Below are 17,456 nucleotides of genomic sequence, written 5' to 3'. Positions count from 1 at the left end.
AAATAAATCAGAACATCGAGTTGTTTTTACAATAACAAATAAAAAAAGAAATTTTGTATAGGGGGAAAGAATAAATAAATTAATTAATTATTTGAGTTGTATATCATGAGAGTTGAAGGGATAAAAGAGACTTTTTTGTGAGGTAAGCCAAACATGCTTTATATTAGATAAAGGTTTGCCTTATCAGAAGTTAAATAAAGTTGTGAAATTAAGGTAGATACCTTAATGAATTTGCGAATTATAGCAAAACAATCATATAGAAGTTTTGTAAATGGCATGAATGTAATCATTATAAGAGGCATAGGATTGAAGTCTACTTCAGGTAAAATGTATCAATTGATACGTTTTTTGTTGTGTTTCTAGTGAATGTAAGGTATGATTTGAAAGGGGAAAGAATTTTAATGCGTACAATCTTTCGAAATAGAGAAACGAAAAAACACATTAATTTTACACTTAAAGAGATTGAGCAATACATAGGAGAATTTAAAGAATTACTTAAAAGTGACCATTATATGATTTCTCAAAATGAAAAAAGGGTAGAAAATATTGGTTTTATAGAGGATTATAAAATTGACAAAAGTAAGGAGAAAGAAATTCTTTTTAATATTGAAGCGCGTGATTTTTGTTACGCGGTTGATAATAAAAATCCTAAATTTGCTCATGAAAAATTGTATATTTTTTGTCCACAATATGAGTTGGATTATTGGGGAGAAAAGGAATTAGTAGAAATATATATTAAAACGAATTTAATTAAATATAAAAATGAAAAAAAATATATAATTATTATTTCTTTTCATAAAAGAAATAAACCAGTCACTTATCTTTTTAGATAAAGATAAGTGACTTAAGGTTTTAAAATAAAGGAGTGTTTTAATGTTAACTTTCTGTGAGTTTTGTCGTGATATGGTAAATTATTCTGTTAAAGATGTCTCCAAAGTTACAGTTATTAGAGGGAAGGAATATCGTTACATTGGTAAAGAAACATTCTGTAAAGAGTGTGAATCGAACATATTTGTTTCTGAGATTCGGGATTATAATTTAGAACAGTTAGATCATGTATATAGAAAACAGGAACAGTTAGTGACTATTTCTCAAATAAATAAGATTTTAGAAAAATATAATATTGGAAAGCGGCCGCTATCTTTACTGTTAGGTTGGGGTGAAGTTACCTTAACAAGGTATATAAATGGAGATATTCCGACAAAGCAGTACTCGGATATATTGAAGCGGTTAGGTAGTGAACCATCTTTTATGCTAGATATCCTGGAAAAAAATAAAGATTTAATTACCCAAAAAGCATATAAGGTTTCTAAAGAGGCAATTGCAAAGCTGCAGGAAAATACTTCTACTAAGGAAACGAAAATTGAGGAAGTTGCTCGATATATACTATCTAAAAATGATGATTTAACGCCTTTAGCTCTGCAAAGGCTGTTATACTACGCACAAGGATTTTGTAAGGTTTTTACTGGGGCATACTTGTTTGAAGAGGATTGTGAAATAGGAAGCCGTGGTCCTGTATATAGGGTAGTTCTTGATAAATACAAAGTATATCAGTACGATAATCTTGAAGCGAATTGTGAGGATATAAAATATTTAACTGAAACGGAAAAAGAATTATTAGACTGTATAATCACTACTTTAGGGGCTTATAGTGGAAAGAGTTTAGAGAAAATGATTCAGTTTGACTTAATACGAAAAATAGATGATTCAGAATCAGAGGAATATTCATCTAGTAAATTTATCTTGGAAAAAGAAGAAATAGATAATTGCTTTAATAGAATAAAACAAACGTATAATTTAGTGCACGTTTCCGATATTAAACAATATAGTATAGAAGTATTTATTAAACTACTCACCACTTAACATCCTTACGGATTATTTGAAGTGGGAGATTCCTCAGTACAGAAACCTAACGTTTTCTAATTAAGTAGGCTATCTCCGTAGTTCCTACGGTTAAAAGACGAATCACTTCATTTCTAAGATTGAGTGCTGCGTTTTGATCTCTATCGTGATGTGTGCCACAAGAAAGACAATCCCACTCTCGAATGGTTAGATTTTTAACATTTTTGTTTTGTAGTCACAATTGGAACATAATTGACTAGAAGCAAATGTTTTAGCTACCACAACCACTTGTTTGCCATACCACTTTGCTTTATATTCTAATAGGGTTCGAATTTGTGACCAAGACACGTCACTAATCGCTTTTGCAAGCTTTCTATTTTTGGGCATGCTACCGACATTTATCCCCCACATACCCTTGGGCTAGCGCCCTTCACACGCTTGAGGAAGGAGTATTCTGTCAGAAGATGATAAAATCATTTTTAGTTAGGATGCTAGGGCCGTATTTTTAAAATTAGTTCTTAAAAAATTGTTATATATGTAGGGGGAATAGAACAAGCCTACATATATAACTTTTTATAATCGTTTATATTTAATATAAGGAAAATATGTTTAAATAGATGAGGGATTATCTGAATTTGAAGGAGGAATTAGGATGCTTACGAAAATAATACTATGTGTGTTTGTTTATGTAGCTTTCGTAGTAAGAAAAAGTAGAAAGAAAATGCTAGAAGAAGCAAAAAAATTAGAGGAAAGTAAGAGACCAATTGAGAGACCTATATATTGGTGCCCAAGACTCAATAAACCAATTGGTAGAGAACAGGAGTATAAAGAAATTACAAGTAAATCAAAGGCAAAAAATGTAGAATATATTCATGGGAATATACCTGTCTCATTAGATGTAGATATGCCATATTTTAATGAAAGTATAATGAGTAAAACAACAATAGTACAAGAGATTTAAATCAACTTTTAGTCCCTCTTTTCAATTATAGAAAGGAGGGACTTTCTTATGAGAATCAAGTTGAAATTATAAATCTGTGTAATATAAGCACATTAATTGTTCTTTTGTAGCTTGAAATAAAAGCTGCATTGGCTTACAAAAGATTTTTTCTGAAGGAGGTTCATATACTTGGAATTGAAAAGAACGTGCCATATTTCTTAATTCTACATTACTTGAAAGTACAAGAATATCTTTCTGCCTATAGTGGTAACTAAGGGTAGATAAAATTAATTCCTCTGTAATTTGTTTTTTTGTATCTTCTCCGAATTCGTTACTTATGTTTGTAGATTCTAGAGAAAATGGAAACGTAATAATTTCTTTTTCAACACAATATTTTAAAGTCATGTAAATTGGATCTTTTTGTAATGAATGATATGTAGACTCATCTATTAACAAATTTGACATGTCTGGAATTAATTTGAGTATAATTGGAAATCTCTTGTATATAGTTTCATCTATAAAAAAATACCCACCCTTTTCATGATGTTCTTGTATGGCTTGAATAAAGGTATGTTTAAATGTCATTATTGTAGGTATAAAGGATAATCCCCCTTGTTTATGTAAAAACTTTTTTGCTCTTTCTAACCAGTCAATTCCCTTTAAAAAACTATGATCATATTTATATTCTGTTTCAAATGGCAGCTTAGGGGTATAGATAGTATTAAAAGCATTATCATATGAACGTTGTTCGTTTTCTCCATAGTTTTTTATAAATTGATAGCCAAATGTTTCAGCATTTTTTTTCTTTTTATATGAAATGGTGAGAGAGTGGAATTTAAAAGATCTAAAGGATTTAGTTTACCATTTTCATCTGTGAATCTACGGTATTCTCTATGATATAAATAAAAATTTTTAAATTGTTGATAGTAGTAAGGATTGTTTTCAATAGAAGAATAATTTCCTCCCAATTTATCTTGCTCAAAAAATTCAAGAAAATGTTCGTATTCAATAAGTACTAACCCCTCCTCATCACAAGGTATAATAAGATCCTCTGAGAGTTCAAAGTTATCTAAATGGACACTTCGTGAAAGTATACGAGCTCCACGATCATTTGATAAAAATAAAACTTTTTTATCATTTTGATTTTTTTCTTTTATATAGCTCGCAATAATTAGGTCGTCAGGTGATTCAGGTTGAAGATTTAATGATTCAGTAAAAGTTTTATCTGTTTTTATAAAAGAAATAGGTCCGTTTGAAATTTGATATTCTTCTAATTTCTGTAGTGCGTAACGAGCTTGTTTACCTGCTTTATTGCTGGATTTTTTCAACCCATCTAACTCATCATATACTTTGCGGCTAATTAATAACTTATCTTTTGATTTTATTAAATCTAAAATAACGGGGAAATCCATAATTAAATTTGTATCTATACCAATGTAAAATCCACAATCACAGTAGAATTTTAATCTTGCTTTAAATAGATCTAGAAACTCTAAGTATTCACGGATCTCAAAATCATTCCAGTAATCTTTGTATTCGTATAAATTGTATGTAGTTACAGTCATATTAAACTCCTATATATTTAATGAATTTATGTTATGTTAAAATGAGAATCTATTTGAATGTAGATTGGCTAGATGAATCTAACTATAATTCTATATATAACAATTAAATGAATCAAGCTGTATTAATAGAAATATTTTTTAACATAATATAGATTATCGATTTGAGGTGAAGGGAATTGTCCAAGATATGCATAGCGATACGTAAGATAGTAGTATTAAGTAGAAAGAGGTTGTAATGAACAGAAAAAGAACCCTATAGGGTTCTTTTTCCTGGCATATTAACAGTAAGGAGAATCATGAAATGCTACTTTCAAATCTTTATTAGGGGAAAGATTTAGAAAAAGCTTAACATACATCTATTTTTACATAAATGTAAGATATAGTAAATTGATAATGTTTATACTTACTATTAATAATATTCAATTAATAATATTAACACTATGTATATAGTGTTAATGTTTGTTTAGAGCAGTATATATTTAGATATCCAATAATAATTCCAAGTTGGTCATATAAGACTAACTTGGAGTTTGTATATTACAACACAAGTAAAAAAATCCATAGGAAATATAATAGACATTTAAATAATTTAAAAAGAAAGTCGATATGATTAATTATTATAAGCAGAATATAAATAAATTGCATAAACAAAGGCCCTGCAAAAATACAGGGCCGGATACAGGGTTAAGGGAACGCATAGTTTCTTAAAATCATATTAGCATATATTCTTTGTATAGCTACATGAGGATTTTGACAGAATTAAGAACAAGACAGAAAATCTGTAGGAAAGCAAATATAGTGCTGGAAATGTGATTTTAAATTAAGCTATAGATATATTGAAATGGATGAAAACTCTTGAGTACCATGATTAAATTGCCTTTAATTATGAGGTTTTTGGATCTTACTGAAAAGAAAAAATGTTTTTTAGATTAAAAGAAGAAAAGACACCTTTTGGGTGTCTTTTCTTTAAGTAAACAGTTCACATATTGCTGAATTAGATACGAAACCATAATTCGACTACGAAGTAAATCCTAACATAATCTGAACAGAAAAAAATATGTAATATTACATTTTTAGTTTTTAATTATTTTATGAAATATAGAGCAGCAACGTAAACAAAAAGGGCATGCAGTCGTATCTGCAGCCCTTTTTAGGAGGAATTCAAGACACCATTAGGACACGTATTGGTAAACAGGTTCAAAAATAGTATGTGTGAAAAGAAAAAGTCCTATACCAAAAGTAGACAGGACCTTATCTTTTTTACATTTTAAAAAATGAAATTCTGTCCTTTTGAAATCAGTACAGCACACACTTGGTTTGAAATGAAATTAGAAAAAGTATACATGAAAATGGCAGACAACTATTTTGTTGCCTGCCGGTGCCAGTGGGTTGAATGAGTTAGTCAATTCAATAAATTGTGCTATCCCATTACCAGAAGAGTGAAGCCGCTAGTTCAAACGGCTTAGACATAGTTTGTCTAATAAAGAAAAAATTATGAGTAGAAATTTTGTTTGCTCTATATGAAAAGATAAATAGATATTCATCAGACAAGGATAATTTAGCATATCTTGAATAGGGTGTAGGAACGAATTAAGGAAAAGGAATTTTGTTTAGGAAGGGACTGACTCAGGAGTGGGACTTTCGGACAGGGTTTGGGGAGCAATGATTGCCTTTGGCATTGCGACTAATATCGTTGCTTGTATGATGGCAGTATACATTCAAAAATATGAGCTAATGATAAATCACCTTACAAATATTTTATTTTTGATAATTATCTCTATAACATTTATCAAGATCCAAATTAACAAATGGGTGGCTTTAGGGTTTACGTTGGTTGTAATAGAGAAAGGTATTAAGGCAGGATATGACTTCTATACACATAATTATTATGGTGTCAGTTGGAGTTTAGCAATCATTGTCTTTTGCATTTACGAGATGAAAAAGTATCATAGTGAAATAAATGAATAACCGCAACAAAAAGATGTTAGTAGACGGAATTCTTTGTAAAATACTATAAAAAAGACACTACATGAGTGTCTTTTTTTTGAAAATACTCTATAATTAACTTTGGGGAAGGTAATGTTAGAGTATTCGTTTAGCATTATCTTTATATTTGATAAACCATGAAATCGAAAGATTTTGTGGTTTATTTTATGAATAATAGATATTACAGTATTAGCAGTGAGCTATCGATCATTATAAGCATTAGAAGAGAAGGGATTAAAAGTCTAACATCGAATAACAGTTCCGGAATATAGTGTTGCGAAATGATCTCCCATATCCCAAACGATACTTGCTTGTATATAGCCCTTAAAGCCTTCTGAAGAATAATAAATCTCTTTTGGTATACTTTCTTTAGTTTGGAAATGTGCTTTAGAGTATTTTACAAAATGGTTTTTAATAACTTTTGATTCGGGAACAATAGTGTTTTTTTGTTCCAATGTTGGCCTAGCACTAGAAGGTGGTATGAATTTTACAATGTCTTGGTAATTAGGATCTAAGGTGTCAGCTTGTACACTGTGTGACGAAACAAGGGTGCTTAAACTACTTCCCGCGATTAAAGTTGCAAATACTAACTTTGAGAATTTTGTTAATCTACTCATTCTATAATCTCCTTTTTATTATTTTGTAAGGTATCTCCTTACACCTCACAGTCTATATCCACTACAAAAAGGTGTACATACATATTGATAGACAAAATTCTACAAAATACCGCATGTTTTTGGGGTTATGTATAATAATCCAATATTTAATAATTTATCAGAAGAAAAAAGTAGGTCTTATATAAAAGAAAATGAATAATTTATGCAGGGAATGTATATAAAATTATTGTTTAAATATTCTAAAATGAGTTGATAAAGATGTGGAATTGTAATTTTATTCATACTTAGATCCATTATTATTCCACTAAGACAATTAGTTATTTCGGCCCAAAGAATTAGTCAGGGAGATTTAACCGAGAAAATAGATATTCGTTCAAAGGATTAACTTGGTCAATTAGGCGGTAGTTTCAATACAATGGCAGAGTCGTTACGTACTATTATTTCTCAAATTAACACATCTGCAGGACATGTAGCTGCGTCTTCTGAGGAACTAACTGCTAGTGTAGGGCAAGCAAGTGTTGCGACAGAACAAATTACAAAAGAGATGGAAGAAATCTCGAACAGTGCAGAGGTTCAAAATAATGAAGTTGAGTCTGAAGCTGAATTAATTAGTGAGGTAACACGAAATATTCAATACGTAGCTGAGAATGCTTCTGAAGTATCGGCTTCATCCATGCTGTTCAGTCTAAGTTAAAACCCATTTAATCATTTTTTAGCCCGAAACCTGCTACTTTAAAATTTTTGATGAGAAAGCCCATAAAATATCTACAAAAAATAAAAAAATGTTAAAACTTATTATACAAGCTTATACATCAATAAAGAAAACGAATATATTGCCATTGAACAGTTTTTAAAATTTAAAGCGATTTAAAAAGGGGATTAGATAATATGAGCGAACAATGTCCAATCAATGTACCTTGTCAAACAGCAGGACAAACTCAAACACCACTAAGTGATGAGACTGCAACACCAATTCTTACTCCAGGTGCACCGATTGTAAAAATTCCAGTTGTTTTAGCAGAAAGAACAATTCAAATTGTTGTAGAAACTGATATTACATTAGCACCTGCAGCAACTGAAATTAAACGTGTCCTTAAAAATGTATTTTTAACGCAATGTAAGTTAGTTCCTGTAGCATTTACTCCAGTACCAGGCACAGTTTACCGCCGAGTTACAAGAGCAAAATTATTTGTACAAGGGTATATTCGTAAAAACATTGAATATGCAGGTGATGGATGTAACTCAGTGCTATTTGATCGCATTGCAAATGTTCCATTCTCTGGTTTTGCAGATTTAACAGAGGGTGATTTTCTAACACTACCTTTAATAGCATCTTCCTTAGACACAACATCCCATTTTATTAATCCAAAAAACGGTGATTTACCACGTTTGGACAAATACTTCTTCGAAAATGCAGTTGTTTATAACGAACAACCATATTGCGAATTAGTCAGCGCTAATTTCTTTGAATTAGACTTTTCCCCTTGTCCGACAGAATTAAACGAAACATTTGATACACTTCGTGAAAAAATTGTACTAGACCTTACTTTAAAAGTTTTACAAGTACAACAAGTACAAATAGCATTATAAAACAAAGAAGCACTCATTTTGAGTGCTTCTTTGTTTTATAAATTTGTAACTAAGAAAACTTCTTATTTTTCAAAATCTACCTACTTAAAAAGAACACCAATGTCCGTTGGTGTTCTTGAAAGGAAACTATAAAATTAAAATAAGTGAGTGAAACCAATTCCAATACTATAATATATGCTTGACTAACGTTTATAGTGTTAAAAATTAAATATTATCATTAATAATAGACGGAAAACTCACTTCTTATCTTTTTTCAAATAAAAAGCAAATTTTTCTTTACCATTAGAATTTAATTTATTTACCAAACAAGCGAATCCGAAATGACCCATTTTGTTCTAAAACTGTTATGCCCTTATGATAAAAACTTCTAGAATTATTACATCCATATTTAAAATGATACCTAGCCTTTTCGAAAAAAGGAGATTTTTATGTATAGTACTTAATCCACTTCCTAGGTTCTTAGATGCTTCAGATCTAAATAAGTTTAAGCTTTATTTTATCCTTCCTCTGTTCTAAGTAGTTCTTCATTTTTTTTATATAGTATTTTCCTTGCAACAGATAAGCTGCGTGATGCTAATTTAAAATGAATATCATATATATTTTAAATTTCAAACTTACCCAAGAACCTAATAATAAGAAGAATTTAGATTATAGATATACGGATATTTGAACGTGGAATATCGGTTGTTATAATACATTAATATTGCACTCTCTTTTAAAAATAGAATAATTAAAACCTATAATATGTATTTTTATTTTCAGAGTAGAGACAAATTAATCAAGTAGGAAAAGTTGTTTTATAATTGTATTACCAAAAAAAGAATAAAAAACTCCTTTTATATTATCAATAATATCGCGTTATGTTAACTCTATAAGAATAAATAAACATAGAAGTTTTTTGTGAATTTAATATAGGTTAGTAAACAAGCATGTTTGCTATTAAAACATAGAATAATATAACTCTTGTTTGATAGGAGGTATAAAAATGAATTGGAATAATGATTGCTGTAAGCATAAACATCATAACCGTTGTTGTGAGCATAAGCATCATAACCATTGTTGTGAGCATAAACATCGTAATCATTGCTGTGAGCATAAACATCGTAATCATTGCTGTGAGCATAAACATCGTAATCATCGCTGTGAACATAAACATCGTAATCATTGCTGTGAGCATAAGCATCATAATCATCGCTGTGAACATAAACACCATAACCATTTTTGTAAATGTTTTATTTGCTGTCATCGCCAACATTGGTAAAATGTTCATGATTTTTAGTTTTAAAAAAAGTGCAATAGATGTTGCACTTTTTTTAAAATAAATATACAGGTAATGTATTCCTTTTCTTACCTCCTTCAAGTTGAATATCAAGTAATGTTTGTGTAAAGATTTGTTGTGTAGGTCTACAAATATTATCCTTTAAATTGGTAACATATGTTTTTCGTTATATTCAGCTACAGAATTTTTAAGTAGTTTATATGGATTTTTTGAGTGGCTTTATCTACTTACTTGCTCTTTTGGAGAGCAGCACATAATATTTGGATTTACAAACCATGTATGAGTTGCACCAATACAACCATTTTCGGTATTTGTTCTAGTTTCTGCAACTGCTAATCATCCCTTTTTTATTAAACAGTTCATTAACTCTGAAACCTTTCCCTAGTTCTATTTGACTTTCTAGCAAGGTAACTAGTCGTGGCATTATCAGTTTCAAATTCATCTTCTTTACTTATTCTCCCAAGCAAAATAATTATTTTAAATTCTACATAAGGTACTGAATCCATTTGAAAATGTTTTTTCAGCAGATAATAAGTGATGTTAGAAAGAATAGTAATTGCAAAGTTAGACTTTGTAATGAGCTAAATTAATATTCAAAATAAGAGAATATTAATTTACTAAGTACCCATTTTTATAGAAACTTTTACAGCATCTTTCTCTATAAAATTGAAAGCAAATGGAGATTTGTATACATGGAATTTCTTTGGATTTTCAAAGTTAGCTTCACGTGTAAAAACATCGCCGAGTATTTTTTCTTCGATGATGCTAAATTGATGTTCCTCTTTAATGTCTTTTGATTCTATAAGACCTTGAAAGGGAATGTCACCTTGGATCCTATAGTTTGGAATTACCTTGTCATAAGCTAATGCTGTATAGGTAATAGTCTTACGGATAAATCCTGAAATAGTGACTACTTCTGAACACACCTTTTCAATCGTAGTAAATATCTGTCTATCAACTTTGATGCTTCCTTTTTTTGCAGGAGGAACTAATTGGATTTTATGCTCTATAAATTGCCTAAAGCACAATGTTTTTGATTTGGGGGATTTTAGAGGTTTTTTCGTTTTTGGAGTTTTAGGAAAGCATGAAGATATTCTTGTTACTTCAGGAAGGCCTGATAAATTAATATGTGGAAAATAAGGCATGCTTGTTATAATGAACTTTTTCTTGTAATGTAAATTCATATACGTGTCCGCACCTTTCCAATGGAATATAGTTTAAAATATGTCCATTTCATCATATATGCTTCTTTTTGGTAAGGAATTTTCTAAAATGAGCTAATGTCATATATCGATAGGTTTTTTTACTAATAGGGGAGGCGCCATATCGCTATCAGGTTAAGAAATTGATTGTTCCCCAAAACAAAAAGTAAGCTGAACTCTTATAGAATAGACAAATGTGACGATATAAAATTTACGTTTTTTGGAGACTTCTAAGTATTAGCTTGATGGAAGTCAGCAAGGTTGTTTTGCTAAGCAAGTTTCTTTGTATGTGAAAATGCAGCATGAAAACAAAGAGAGATTATGAATTGATTTCATCACAAAAGAAATATTTCCAAAATAAAGGGGTGAAAATCCAGATAATTTTACTAAATTAAAAAAAGAGAGCCAATCGGATCTAGCCAACCTTTTCAACAACCAATGATGCATCACCAATAGAAACAGGTCCAGAAGAGAGTCTAATTAATACCCGAAGAATATCTCCTTGGTTTAATGAAAGTAAAACTGTTTTTGATACCATAATTCTATTGCCCTGATCCAAATCGATTCGGATTTGAGAAAGAAAATTAACAGTATCGTTTATTATAAAATTTATAATAAGAATTCCTGAATCTTCTCCAAATACACTAACCCCTGTCGAAAAAGTTACAGCATATACACCAGTACTACCAACAGTTATTGAATTGTCAGCAGTACTTAATATAACCCCACTAAAAGGTCCAGTCACTCCAATTCCTGTTAATCCCGTAGGCCCTGTTGGACCAATATTTCTAATTCCAGTAGAACCAGTTGGTCCTATGGATCCTGTTGGACCCGTAGGTAAAGTGAATGACGAGATAGGTGGCAATGTAGGACCCAATAAGTTCGGATCAAATGCTACTCCACCCAAAAACCATGTTTTTCATTCATGTATACACTTCCTTACGATGCTTGTACTTATCATAATTATTAAATGCTCAATACTAGATAAATGATCTTCGCATAAGCGGAATCTTTGTTTTTTATTTTCTCTAGAAAAAATAGTTGGAATATTACTTCCGACAAAATTGGAACAACATTTTCAATAACAAAGAGTTAATAATCTAAGTCAATCAGCATGGTTTATGTTTATTAGGATTAATATAGGGCGTCGCCACATAATCCATCAAGCCATAATATTTTTATAGCTTTATAATCAAAAAGCACTATACTTTCTGAAGAATCATAGGAAGGGATAGCGTTTTGATATGTCTATTTCTGTGTCTGATGAATTACAACTATTCGTTCAAGAGGTTCAAAGTTTTTTCTTTCTAAATATCTTATGAGATTCAGCTAGAGATGTTGGCTTCATGCAACGAACCAGTAAATAATTTTAAAAAAATTGTGGTTGTACCACAGGTGGAGTTGCCGAATCCTAGCTTTTATACTGCAAAAGTTCTTTGAGATTGAGAGGAACTCTTATGAATAATAAATGTAGGGTAAAAGCGTAGAATCAATTATATGGAAGGGAATCAAAACCCGTAAATTAATATAAAACGATATAAAATAATGAAAAAAGAACTTAAATTCTTGAAAGGTAGAAAATAAGCTCTTTCTTTGTTAGTGGAGTTTTATTTAGCTGTGTGTTGGAGCACTATATAATATATGTATTTATTAGTAATGAGTGTTTAATTTCAAAAATATATATCATTGTAAATAAGAAAAAAGGACAGTTGAAAACTGACCTTTTTTCTATTTTTTAAAGATAGTTAACGAACAGGTAATTTGGGATTTGGAGTATAGTAAGATGTTGATCATCTCCTTGTTAATGTATGTAAGTCATACAAATTGGCTTGTACAATTTTAAAAATTATTTTTTTTTTTTTGATAAATTAGTTAATTGGATGTTTGATAGAGGAAGAAAGTCTAATCAATTAACTTATTTCTTTCATAATATATAATGCAAATAAAATTTTTAGGAAAAAGGGGGTATATTAAATGTCTTTTGAACGTAGATGTGAATGTGATGAATGTAATAGAAACCGAAGAAGAAGAAGAGAACGTGAGGAAGTAAGAGAAGTGGGGAATTTTGAAGGACGAAGAAGATTAAACGGTATAAGAGAAGGCGACAGAATTAACGTTTTTTCAGGTGGAGATCAAATCGATGGAACAGGAGTCTTTATTCGAATAGAGGATGGATTTCTTATTTGGGTAGACGCTGCTGCAAATATCAATGTGACAAGCCTAGATGTTATTAGTGTTCGACGCATAGGTTAATAGCATTTTAAATAATGTGAATGTGTTGAGCGTAATAGAAGTCGATGAAGAACGGACTGTGAGGAGGTGAGAGAAGTGGGAAACTTTGAAGGACGAAGAAGATTAGATGGTATAAGAGAAGGCGACAGAATTAACGTTTTTTCAGGTGGAGATCAAATCGATGGAACAGGAGTCTTTATTCGAATAGAGGATGGATTTCTTATTTGGGTAGATGCTGCTGCAAATATTAATGTGACAAGCCTAGATGTTATTAGTGTTCGACGCATAGGTTAATAGCATTTTAAATAATGTGAATGTGTTGAACGTAATAGAAATTGATAAAGAACTAAGGTGCACCTCGATTGTTAGAAACAGTCTAACAATCGGAGGTGCACTTTCTTATGGCTAAATTTTCTTCGAAAGAAAAAATACAAGCGATAAAATGCTATTTAGGGGGGGAAAGTGGATATTGATATTTACCTTAGAGTGGCAATATTAGTGGATTAAACTGTATGAATCGCGGGAATAGGGTGAATCATAAAAAATGTATCGTATCATGAAAGATTTGGGATTGAAATTTCCTGTTCATATGAAAGAATATTACTCTTATAAAGGAACGGATGGAAAAATTGCACCAAATATTTTAAACCGCAACTTCCACGCTAAAAAGCAAAATGAAAAGTGGGTTATATAATTTACGGAGTTTAAATTATTTGGAGAAAAGCTATATCTATCGCCAATATTGGACCTATGTAATGGGGAAATTATCATATATACAATTGGTTCAAGACTAACTTATTCACCTGCTTCAACAATAGATACACTCTTGATCAATTCTGATCAAAGTATGAAACTAGCAAACGAAACGATACCGTCATTCCTATACTAAACGTGGCATTACACAATGAAAGTCTCATAAAGGAAACTGTTGCGATAACACATTGATTGAAAACTTCTTTGGAATCACGAAATCAGAATTTCTGTATTGAAAGGGATTTAAAAGTATAGAACAATTTAAGAAATAAGTAGCGAAGTAAACAAAGTACTATAATCATAAAAGAAGTAAGGAAAAACTAAAATACATGAGTCCAGTAAAATACTGGGCCCATGCCCAAAAGGTCGCCTAATGAAATAATCTGTCTAACTTTATGGTATCACTTCAAGTGGGCTGTGAGGATTGGGGAATTTTGAAGGACGAAGAAGATTAGATGGCATAAGAGAAGATGACAGAATTAACGTTTTTTGAGGCGGAGATCAAATCAATGGAAAAGGAATCTTTATTCGTATAGAGTATGGATTCCATATTTGGGTGGATGCTGCTGCAAACATTAACGTGACAACCCAAGAGGTTATTAGTGTTCGACGAGTAGTTTAATAGCGCTCTAAATAAATATAAGTAAAAGATAACAGGAATGGCCCCGTATCCTATTTTTTTAGGGATTATTATATCATGTAGATTAAATTGAGTGTTTAAATACTTAAAAAAGGGATTAATTTTAAATTAAATCCCTTTTTTAAGATGATAAGAGAGGTAGAGTACATTATATGTGTAGATTTTTAATTAAGTTTGTACATTTTTAATAAATTTATTTATTTTATGTAAAAGGTGCCAAGAAATACTTTGTAGTTTTATTTCTTGACATGGGTATTTATTTGGGTCATTTGGATGCCGACCTTACAATAGTATATGTCCGCTATAGGGAATGGTTTGTTATTTATGTTCGGTTAAGTGAAATTTAGAAAAGAAAAACACCTATTTTTTTAATAGGTGTTTTTCTTGCAAATTGGCTTATAAATTAAGGGAAAGATTTTTCTTTCACTTATTTTTTAATATTCATCTCTATGATTGTGCTCGTGTTCATGTTTATGCTCATGACATTCTCTGCAATGCTTACGTTTGCAACAGAAACGATTACAATCAGGTGAATTTATAGAAATTACGTTAATTCTGTTAATTGCAATACGTGCTAATCCTGGGAAACAATCAAAGTCAGATAAAATAATGACGTTGTTTCCTTGAAAACCTTGGAATGTTGCACTTGTAGGTGGTTGACAATCATATTGAAGAACAATACAAGTACCAGGAGTTAACGTTCTTAAAAATTGTAATAATTCTGGATTGTTATTCATTTGTCTTCTATTGTCTTCTCTTTCTTCTTTTCTGTGATGCTCTCGTCTATGATCATCACATCTGTTAAAATCACAACCTCCACCAAAACCAAAACCCATAAAATTACCCCCTTTCGTTCGTCAGTACATCTTATGCTCGTCTAGAAAGGATGGTGTGAGTAAATGAGTCTAATTAAGTGTGGATTTTTTATGTAAAGATGAAAGTGGTTAAATAAAAAATGAAGTGACCCCTAAAAGTTAGACACGGTTATTTCATTAGGCAGCTTGATAAAAGTGAGTCCGGTATTGTACCGGGCTCATTTTTAATTTTGCCTTAATCCGTTTCATATTATAATAATCTATATATTTTTCTAATTCTATTTTAAAGTGCTCTACATTTTCAAATTCTTTTATGTAGAGGAACTCCGACTTCATAATCCCAAAGAAATTTTCTATTACTGCGTTGTCGTAACAGTTGCCTTTTCGAGACATACTCTGGACGATAGCTCTTGATTCAAGTGTCCGGACGTACTGTCTCATTTGATAATGCCATCCTTGATCCGAATGCATCAGTAGCTGGTGGGTTTCAGGTAAACGTTCCAATGCTTTCTCTAACATGTCTGAAACAAGCGAATACGTCGGTCTAGAACCAATTGTATAGGTAATAATTTCACCATTATACAAATCTAATACAGGTGATACATACAGTTTTTCTCCAAACAATTTAAACTCTGTGATGTCTGTTACCCACTTTTGATTCGGTGCATCTGTATGAAAATTACGCTCTAAAATATTAGGTGCGATTCTACCGACTTTTCCTTTATAGGATTTATATTTCTTCATACGCACGACACACTTTAACTCAAGCTCTTTCATAATGCGCTGAACCTTCTTGTGGTTCACTTTCTGGCCACGATTCGTTAATTCATCACGAATGCGACGGTAACCATAACGACCTTCATTTTCCTCATAAATCGCTTTAATCTCAGCTTTCAAATCGGCATCTACATCTGGACGATTCATTTTCTTTACTAAATCATAATATGTGCTTCGAGGAATAGTAGCTAGCTCCACAAGTGCCTTCACCGAATATTTATGCCTTAATTCATAGACTACTTGCGCTTTGTCTTGTTTTGTGATTTTTCCTTGTTTTGAACTAAGGCATTTAACTTTTTTAAGTACTCATTTTCCATCTCAAGCTGTTTAATGCGTGCTTCAAGTGCTTCGACTGACCCTTCAGCTAAAGGTTGTTTTAATTGTTTATTTGAATCTTTTTTCATGGATGGACGCCCCTTTTTCTTAGATTGAAGGGCATCAATTCCTTGTGTTTCGAGCTGTTTTTTCCAAACAGAAACCGTTGAAGGGGCAGGAATATTAAAAATAGCTGCCGTCTCAAATAAGGACATACCGTTTTCAATCATAAAGTTTAGTACGTCTAGTTTAAATTGTTGTGTGTAATTTGTACATCGTTTTAGAAAAGCTTCCAGACCATTCTGTTTATATTGGTTTACCCAATTCAAAATGATTGTGTCACTTATACCGAGCGATCTACCCATTTCTCGATAACTTTCATTCCCGTTCAAATAACGTAGAACGATTTGTATTTTTTCATCAGCTGTAAATTTAGCCATAGAAAAACTGCACCTCCAATTGTTAGACTGTGTCTAACAATTGGGGTGCAGTTCACTCTTTAAGATAGGAGGTAACACTTTGAGCTGGACGTTTAGGTTAAAAGTATATGTTGTAGAAAAGGAATAAGACCTAAAACTTATTTTTAACTCAATACAAAAGAGCAGCTAGCATAAGCTAACTGCTCTAAGAACATTACATCCACGAATTTAAGGAGTATAAATATTTCGTGAGTTTTGTATAGTATGGATAAAAATATTAAGTTTATGTAATGAAAATTAAAATAGAGCAGTTATTTGTATTAACTGCTCCATTCGATACAACCTAGGTAAGAAGCAGATTGTATTGTGATTATTATTAGCAGGATATGGAATTTTATTTAGTTTTTTAACAAAATCCTTATTTTAAAGCTAAAGAGTGCCTTGTAGAGCGCTCCTGATGTCTAATTACAAATACTTATGTTCG

Annotated in this window: 15 protein-coding genes and 3 pseudogenes; 9 read left to right on the top strand and 9 right to left on the bottom strand. The window is 31.1% G+C overall.

Annotated elements, in window-relative coordinates; genetic code table 11:
• The first annotated feature begins 401 nt into the window (after positions 1–401).
• Both DN407_RS28990 and DN407_RS28985 read left to right on the top strand, forming a co-directional pair.
• A complete protein-coding gene (locus DN407_RS28990; protein WP_074585619.1) occupies positions 402–833 on the top strand; it encodes a hypothetical protein in 432 nt (143 codons plus the stop codon).
• 40 nt (positions 834–873) lie between these two features.
• The gene (locus DN407_RS28985; protein ID WP_149216979.1) at positions 874–1,863 is read left to right on the top strand and encodes a type II toxin-antitoxin system antitoxin SocA domain-containing protein; all 990 of its coding nucleotides are present in this window, start codon (positions 874–876) and stop codon (positions 1,861–1,863) included.
• Positions 1,864–1,909: 46 nt separating this feature from the next.
• Here the strand turns inward: DN407_RS28985 and DN407_RS28980 are convergent.
• A pseudogene (locus DN407_RS28980) lies at positions 1,910–2,232 on the bottom strand (RNA-guided endonuclease TnpB family protein); the annotation flags it as partial.
• Positions 2,233–2,494: 262 nt separating this feature from the next.
• Between DN407_RS28980 and DN407_RS28975 the strand changes: the two are divergent.
• A complete protein-coding gene (locus tag DN407_RS28975) occupies positions 2,495–2,803 on the top strand; it encodes a hypothetical protein (protein ID WP_149216978.1) in 309 nt (102 codons plus the stop codon).
• A 66-nt stretch (positions 2,804–2,869) separates the two neighbouring features.
• Here DN407_RS28975 and DN407_RS32425 read toward each other — a convergent pair whose 3' ends face one another.
• A complete protein-coding gene (locus DN407_RS32425; RefSeq protein ID WP_255446528.1) occupies positions 2,870–3,187 on the bottom strand; it encodes a hypothetical protein in 318 nt (105 codons plus the stop codon).
• 362 nt (positions 3,188–3,549) lie between these two features.
• Complete coding sequence (locus DN407_RS31980) at positions 3,550–4,347, bottom strand: PIN domain-containing protein (RefSeq protein WP_218954581.1); 798 nt, start codon at positions 4,345–4,347, stop codon at positions 3,550–3,552.
• A 1,632-nt stretch (positions 4,348–5,979) separates the two neighbouring features.
• On the opposite strand from DN407_RS31980, the gene DN407_RS28965 reads away from it, so the two are divergent.
• Positions 5,980–6,315, top strand: coding sequence for a hypothetical protein (locus tag DN407_RS28965; RefSeq protein ID WP_149216977.1), 336 nt, complete (start codon positions 5,980–5,982; stop codon positions 6,313–6,315).
• Between the two features lie 260 nt (positions 6,316–6,575).
• Here the strand turns inward: DN407_RS28965 and DN407_RS28960 are convergent, their stop codons facing one another.
• Complete coding sequence (locus DN407_RS28960) at positions 6,576–6,950, bottom strand: hypothetical protein (protein WP_149216976.1); 375 nt, start codon at positions 6,948–6,950, stop codon at positions 6,576–6,578.
• 262 nt (positions 6,951–7,212) lie between these two features.
• Here DN407_RS28960 and DN407_RS28955 point away from each other — a divergent pair.
• Positions 7,213–7,626: pseudogene (locus tag DN407_RS28955) on the top strand (HAMP domain-containing protein); the annotation flags it as partial.
• Positions 7,627–7,838: 212 nt separating this feature from the next.
• Entirely contained in the window at positions 7,839–8,540 is a 702-nt protein-coding gene (locus DN407_RS28950) for a CsxC family protein (protein WP_098607975.1), read from the top strand.
• 916 nt (positions 8,541–9,456) lie between these two features.
• Here DN407_RS28950 and DN407_RS28945 read toward each other — a convergent pair.
• The 3 genes from DN407_RS28945 to DN407_RS32705 all read right to left on the bottom strand — a co-directional run bounded on the left by DN407_RS28945 (position 9,457) and on the right by DN407_RS32705 (position 11,928).
• The gene (locus DN407_RS28945) at positions 9,457–9,795 is read right to left on the bottom strand and encodes a hypothetical protein (RefSeq protein ID WP_149217108.1); all 339 of its coding nucleotides are present in this window, start codon (positions 9,793–9,795) and stop codon (positions 9,457–9,459) included.
• A gap of 641 nt (positions 9,796–10,436) precedes the next feature.
• On the bottom strand, positions 10,437–11,003 hold the full coding sequence (locus tag DN407_RS28940; RefSeq protein WP_149216975.1) for a hypothetical protein: 567 nt from the start codon (positions 11,001–11,003) through the stop codon (positions 10,437–10,439).
• Between the two features lie 433 nt (positions 11,004–11,436).
• Positions 11,437–11,928, bottom strand: coding sequence for an exosporium leader peptide-containing protein (locus DN407_RS32705; RefSeq protein ID WP_149216974.1), 492 nt, complete (start codon positions 11,926–11,928; stop codon positions 11,437–11,439).
• 1,067 nt (positions 11,929–12,995) lie between these two features.
• Between DN407_RS32705 and DN407_RS28925 the strand changes: the two genes are divergently transcribed.
• From DN407_RS28925 to DN407_RS32415, 3 genes and pseudogenes are all read left to right on the top strand, one after another.
• Positions 12,996–13,274 carry a hypothetical protein gene (locus tag DN407_RS28925; protein ID WP_149216973.1) on the top strand — a complete coding sequence of 93 codons (279 nt, stop codon included), beginning with the start codon at positions 12,996–12,998 and terminating at the stop codon, positions 13,272–13,274.
• Between the two features lie 75 nt (positions 13,275–13,349).
• A complete protein-coding gene (locus tag DN407_RS28920; RefSeq protein WP_084065789.1) occupies positions 13,350–13,547 on the top strand; it encodes a hypothetical protein in 198 nt (65 codons plus the stop codon).
• Between the two features lie 221 nt (positions 13,548–13,768).
• Positions 13,769–14,380 (top strand): annotated as a pseudogene (locus tag DN407_RS32415) (IS3 family transposase); the annotation flags it as partial.
• Positions 14,381–15,080: 700 nt separating this feature from the next.
• Here DN407_RS32415 and DN407_RS28910 read toward each other — a convergent pair.
• Together DN407_RS28910 and DN407_RS28905 are read right to left on the bottom strand one after the other, a co-directional pair.
• Positions 15,081–15,482, bottom strand: coding sequence for a hypothetical protein (locus DN407_RS28910; RefSeq protein ID WP_084065788.1), 402 nt, complete (start codon positions 15,480–15,482; stop codon positions 15,081–15,083).
• A 156-nt stretch (positions 15,483–15,638) separates the two neighbouring features.
• Positions 15,639–16,993, bottom strand: a protein-coding gene (locus DN407_RS28905; protein ID WP_149215967.1) for an IS3 family transposase whose coding sequence is annotated in 2 segments (ribosomal slippage) — positions 15,639–16,540 and positions 16,540–16,993 — 1,356 coding nt in all. Because the reading frame shifts where the segments join, the coding sequence is not laid out codon by codon here.
• Positions 16,994–17,456: the final 463 nt, after the last annotated feature.

Origin of the sequence: Bacillus sp. JAS24-2 (genome assembly GCF_008274905.1) — a bacterium.
GTDB classification, from domain to species: Bacteria; Bacillota; Bacilli; order Bacillales; family Bacillaceae_G; genus Bacillus_A; species Bacillus_A cereus.
The sequence above is the reverse complement of the archived record's forward strand: the minus strand, read 5'-3'. Positions and strand labels throughout refer to the sequence as shown.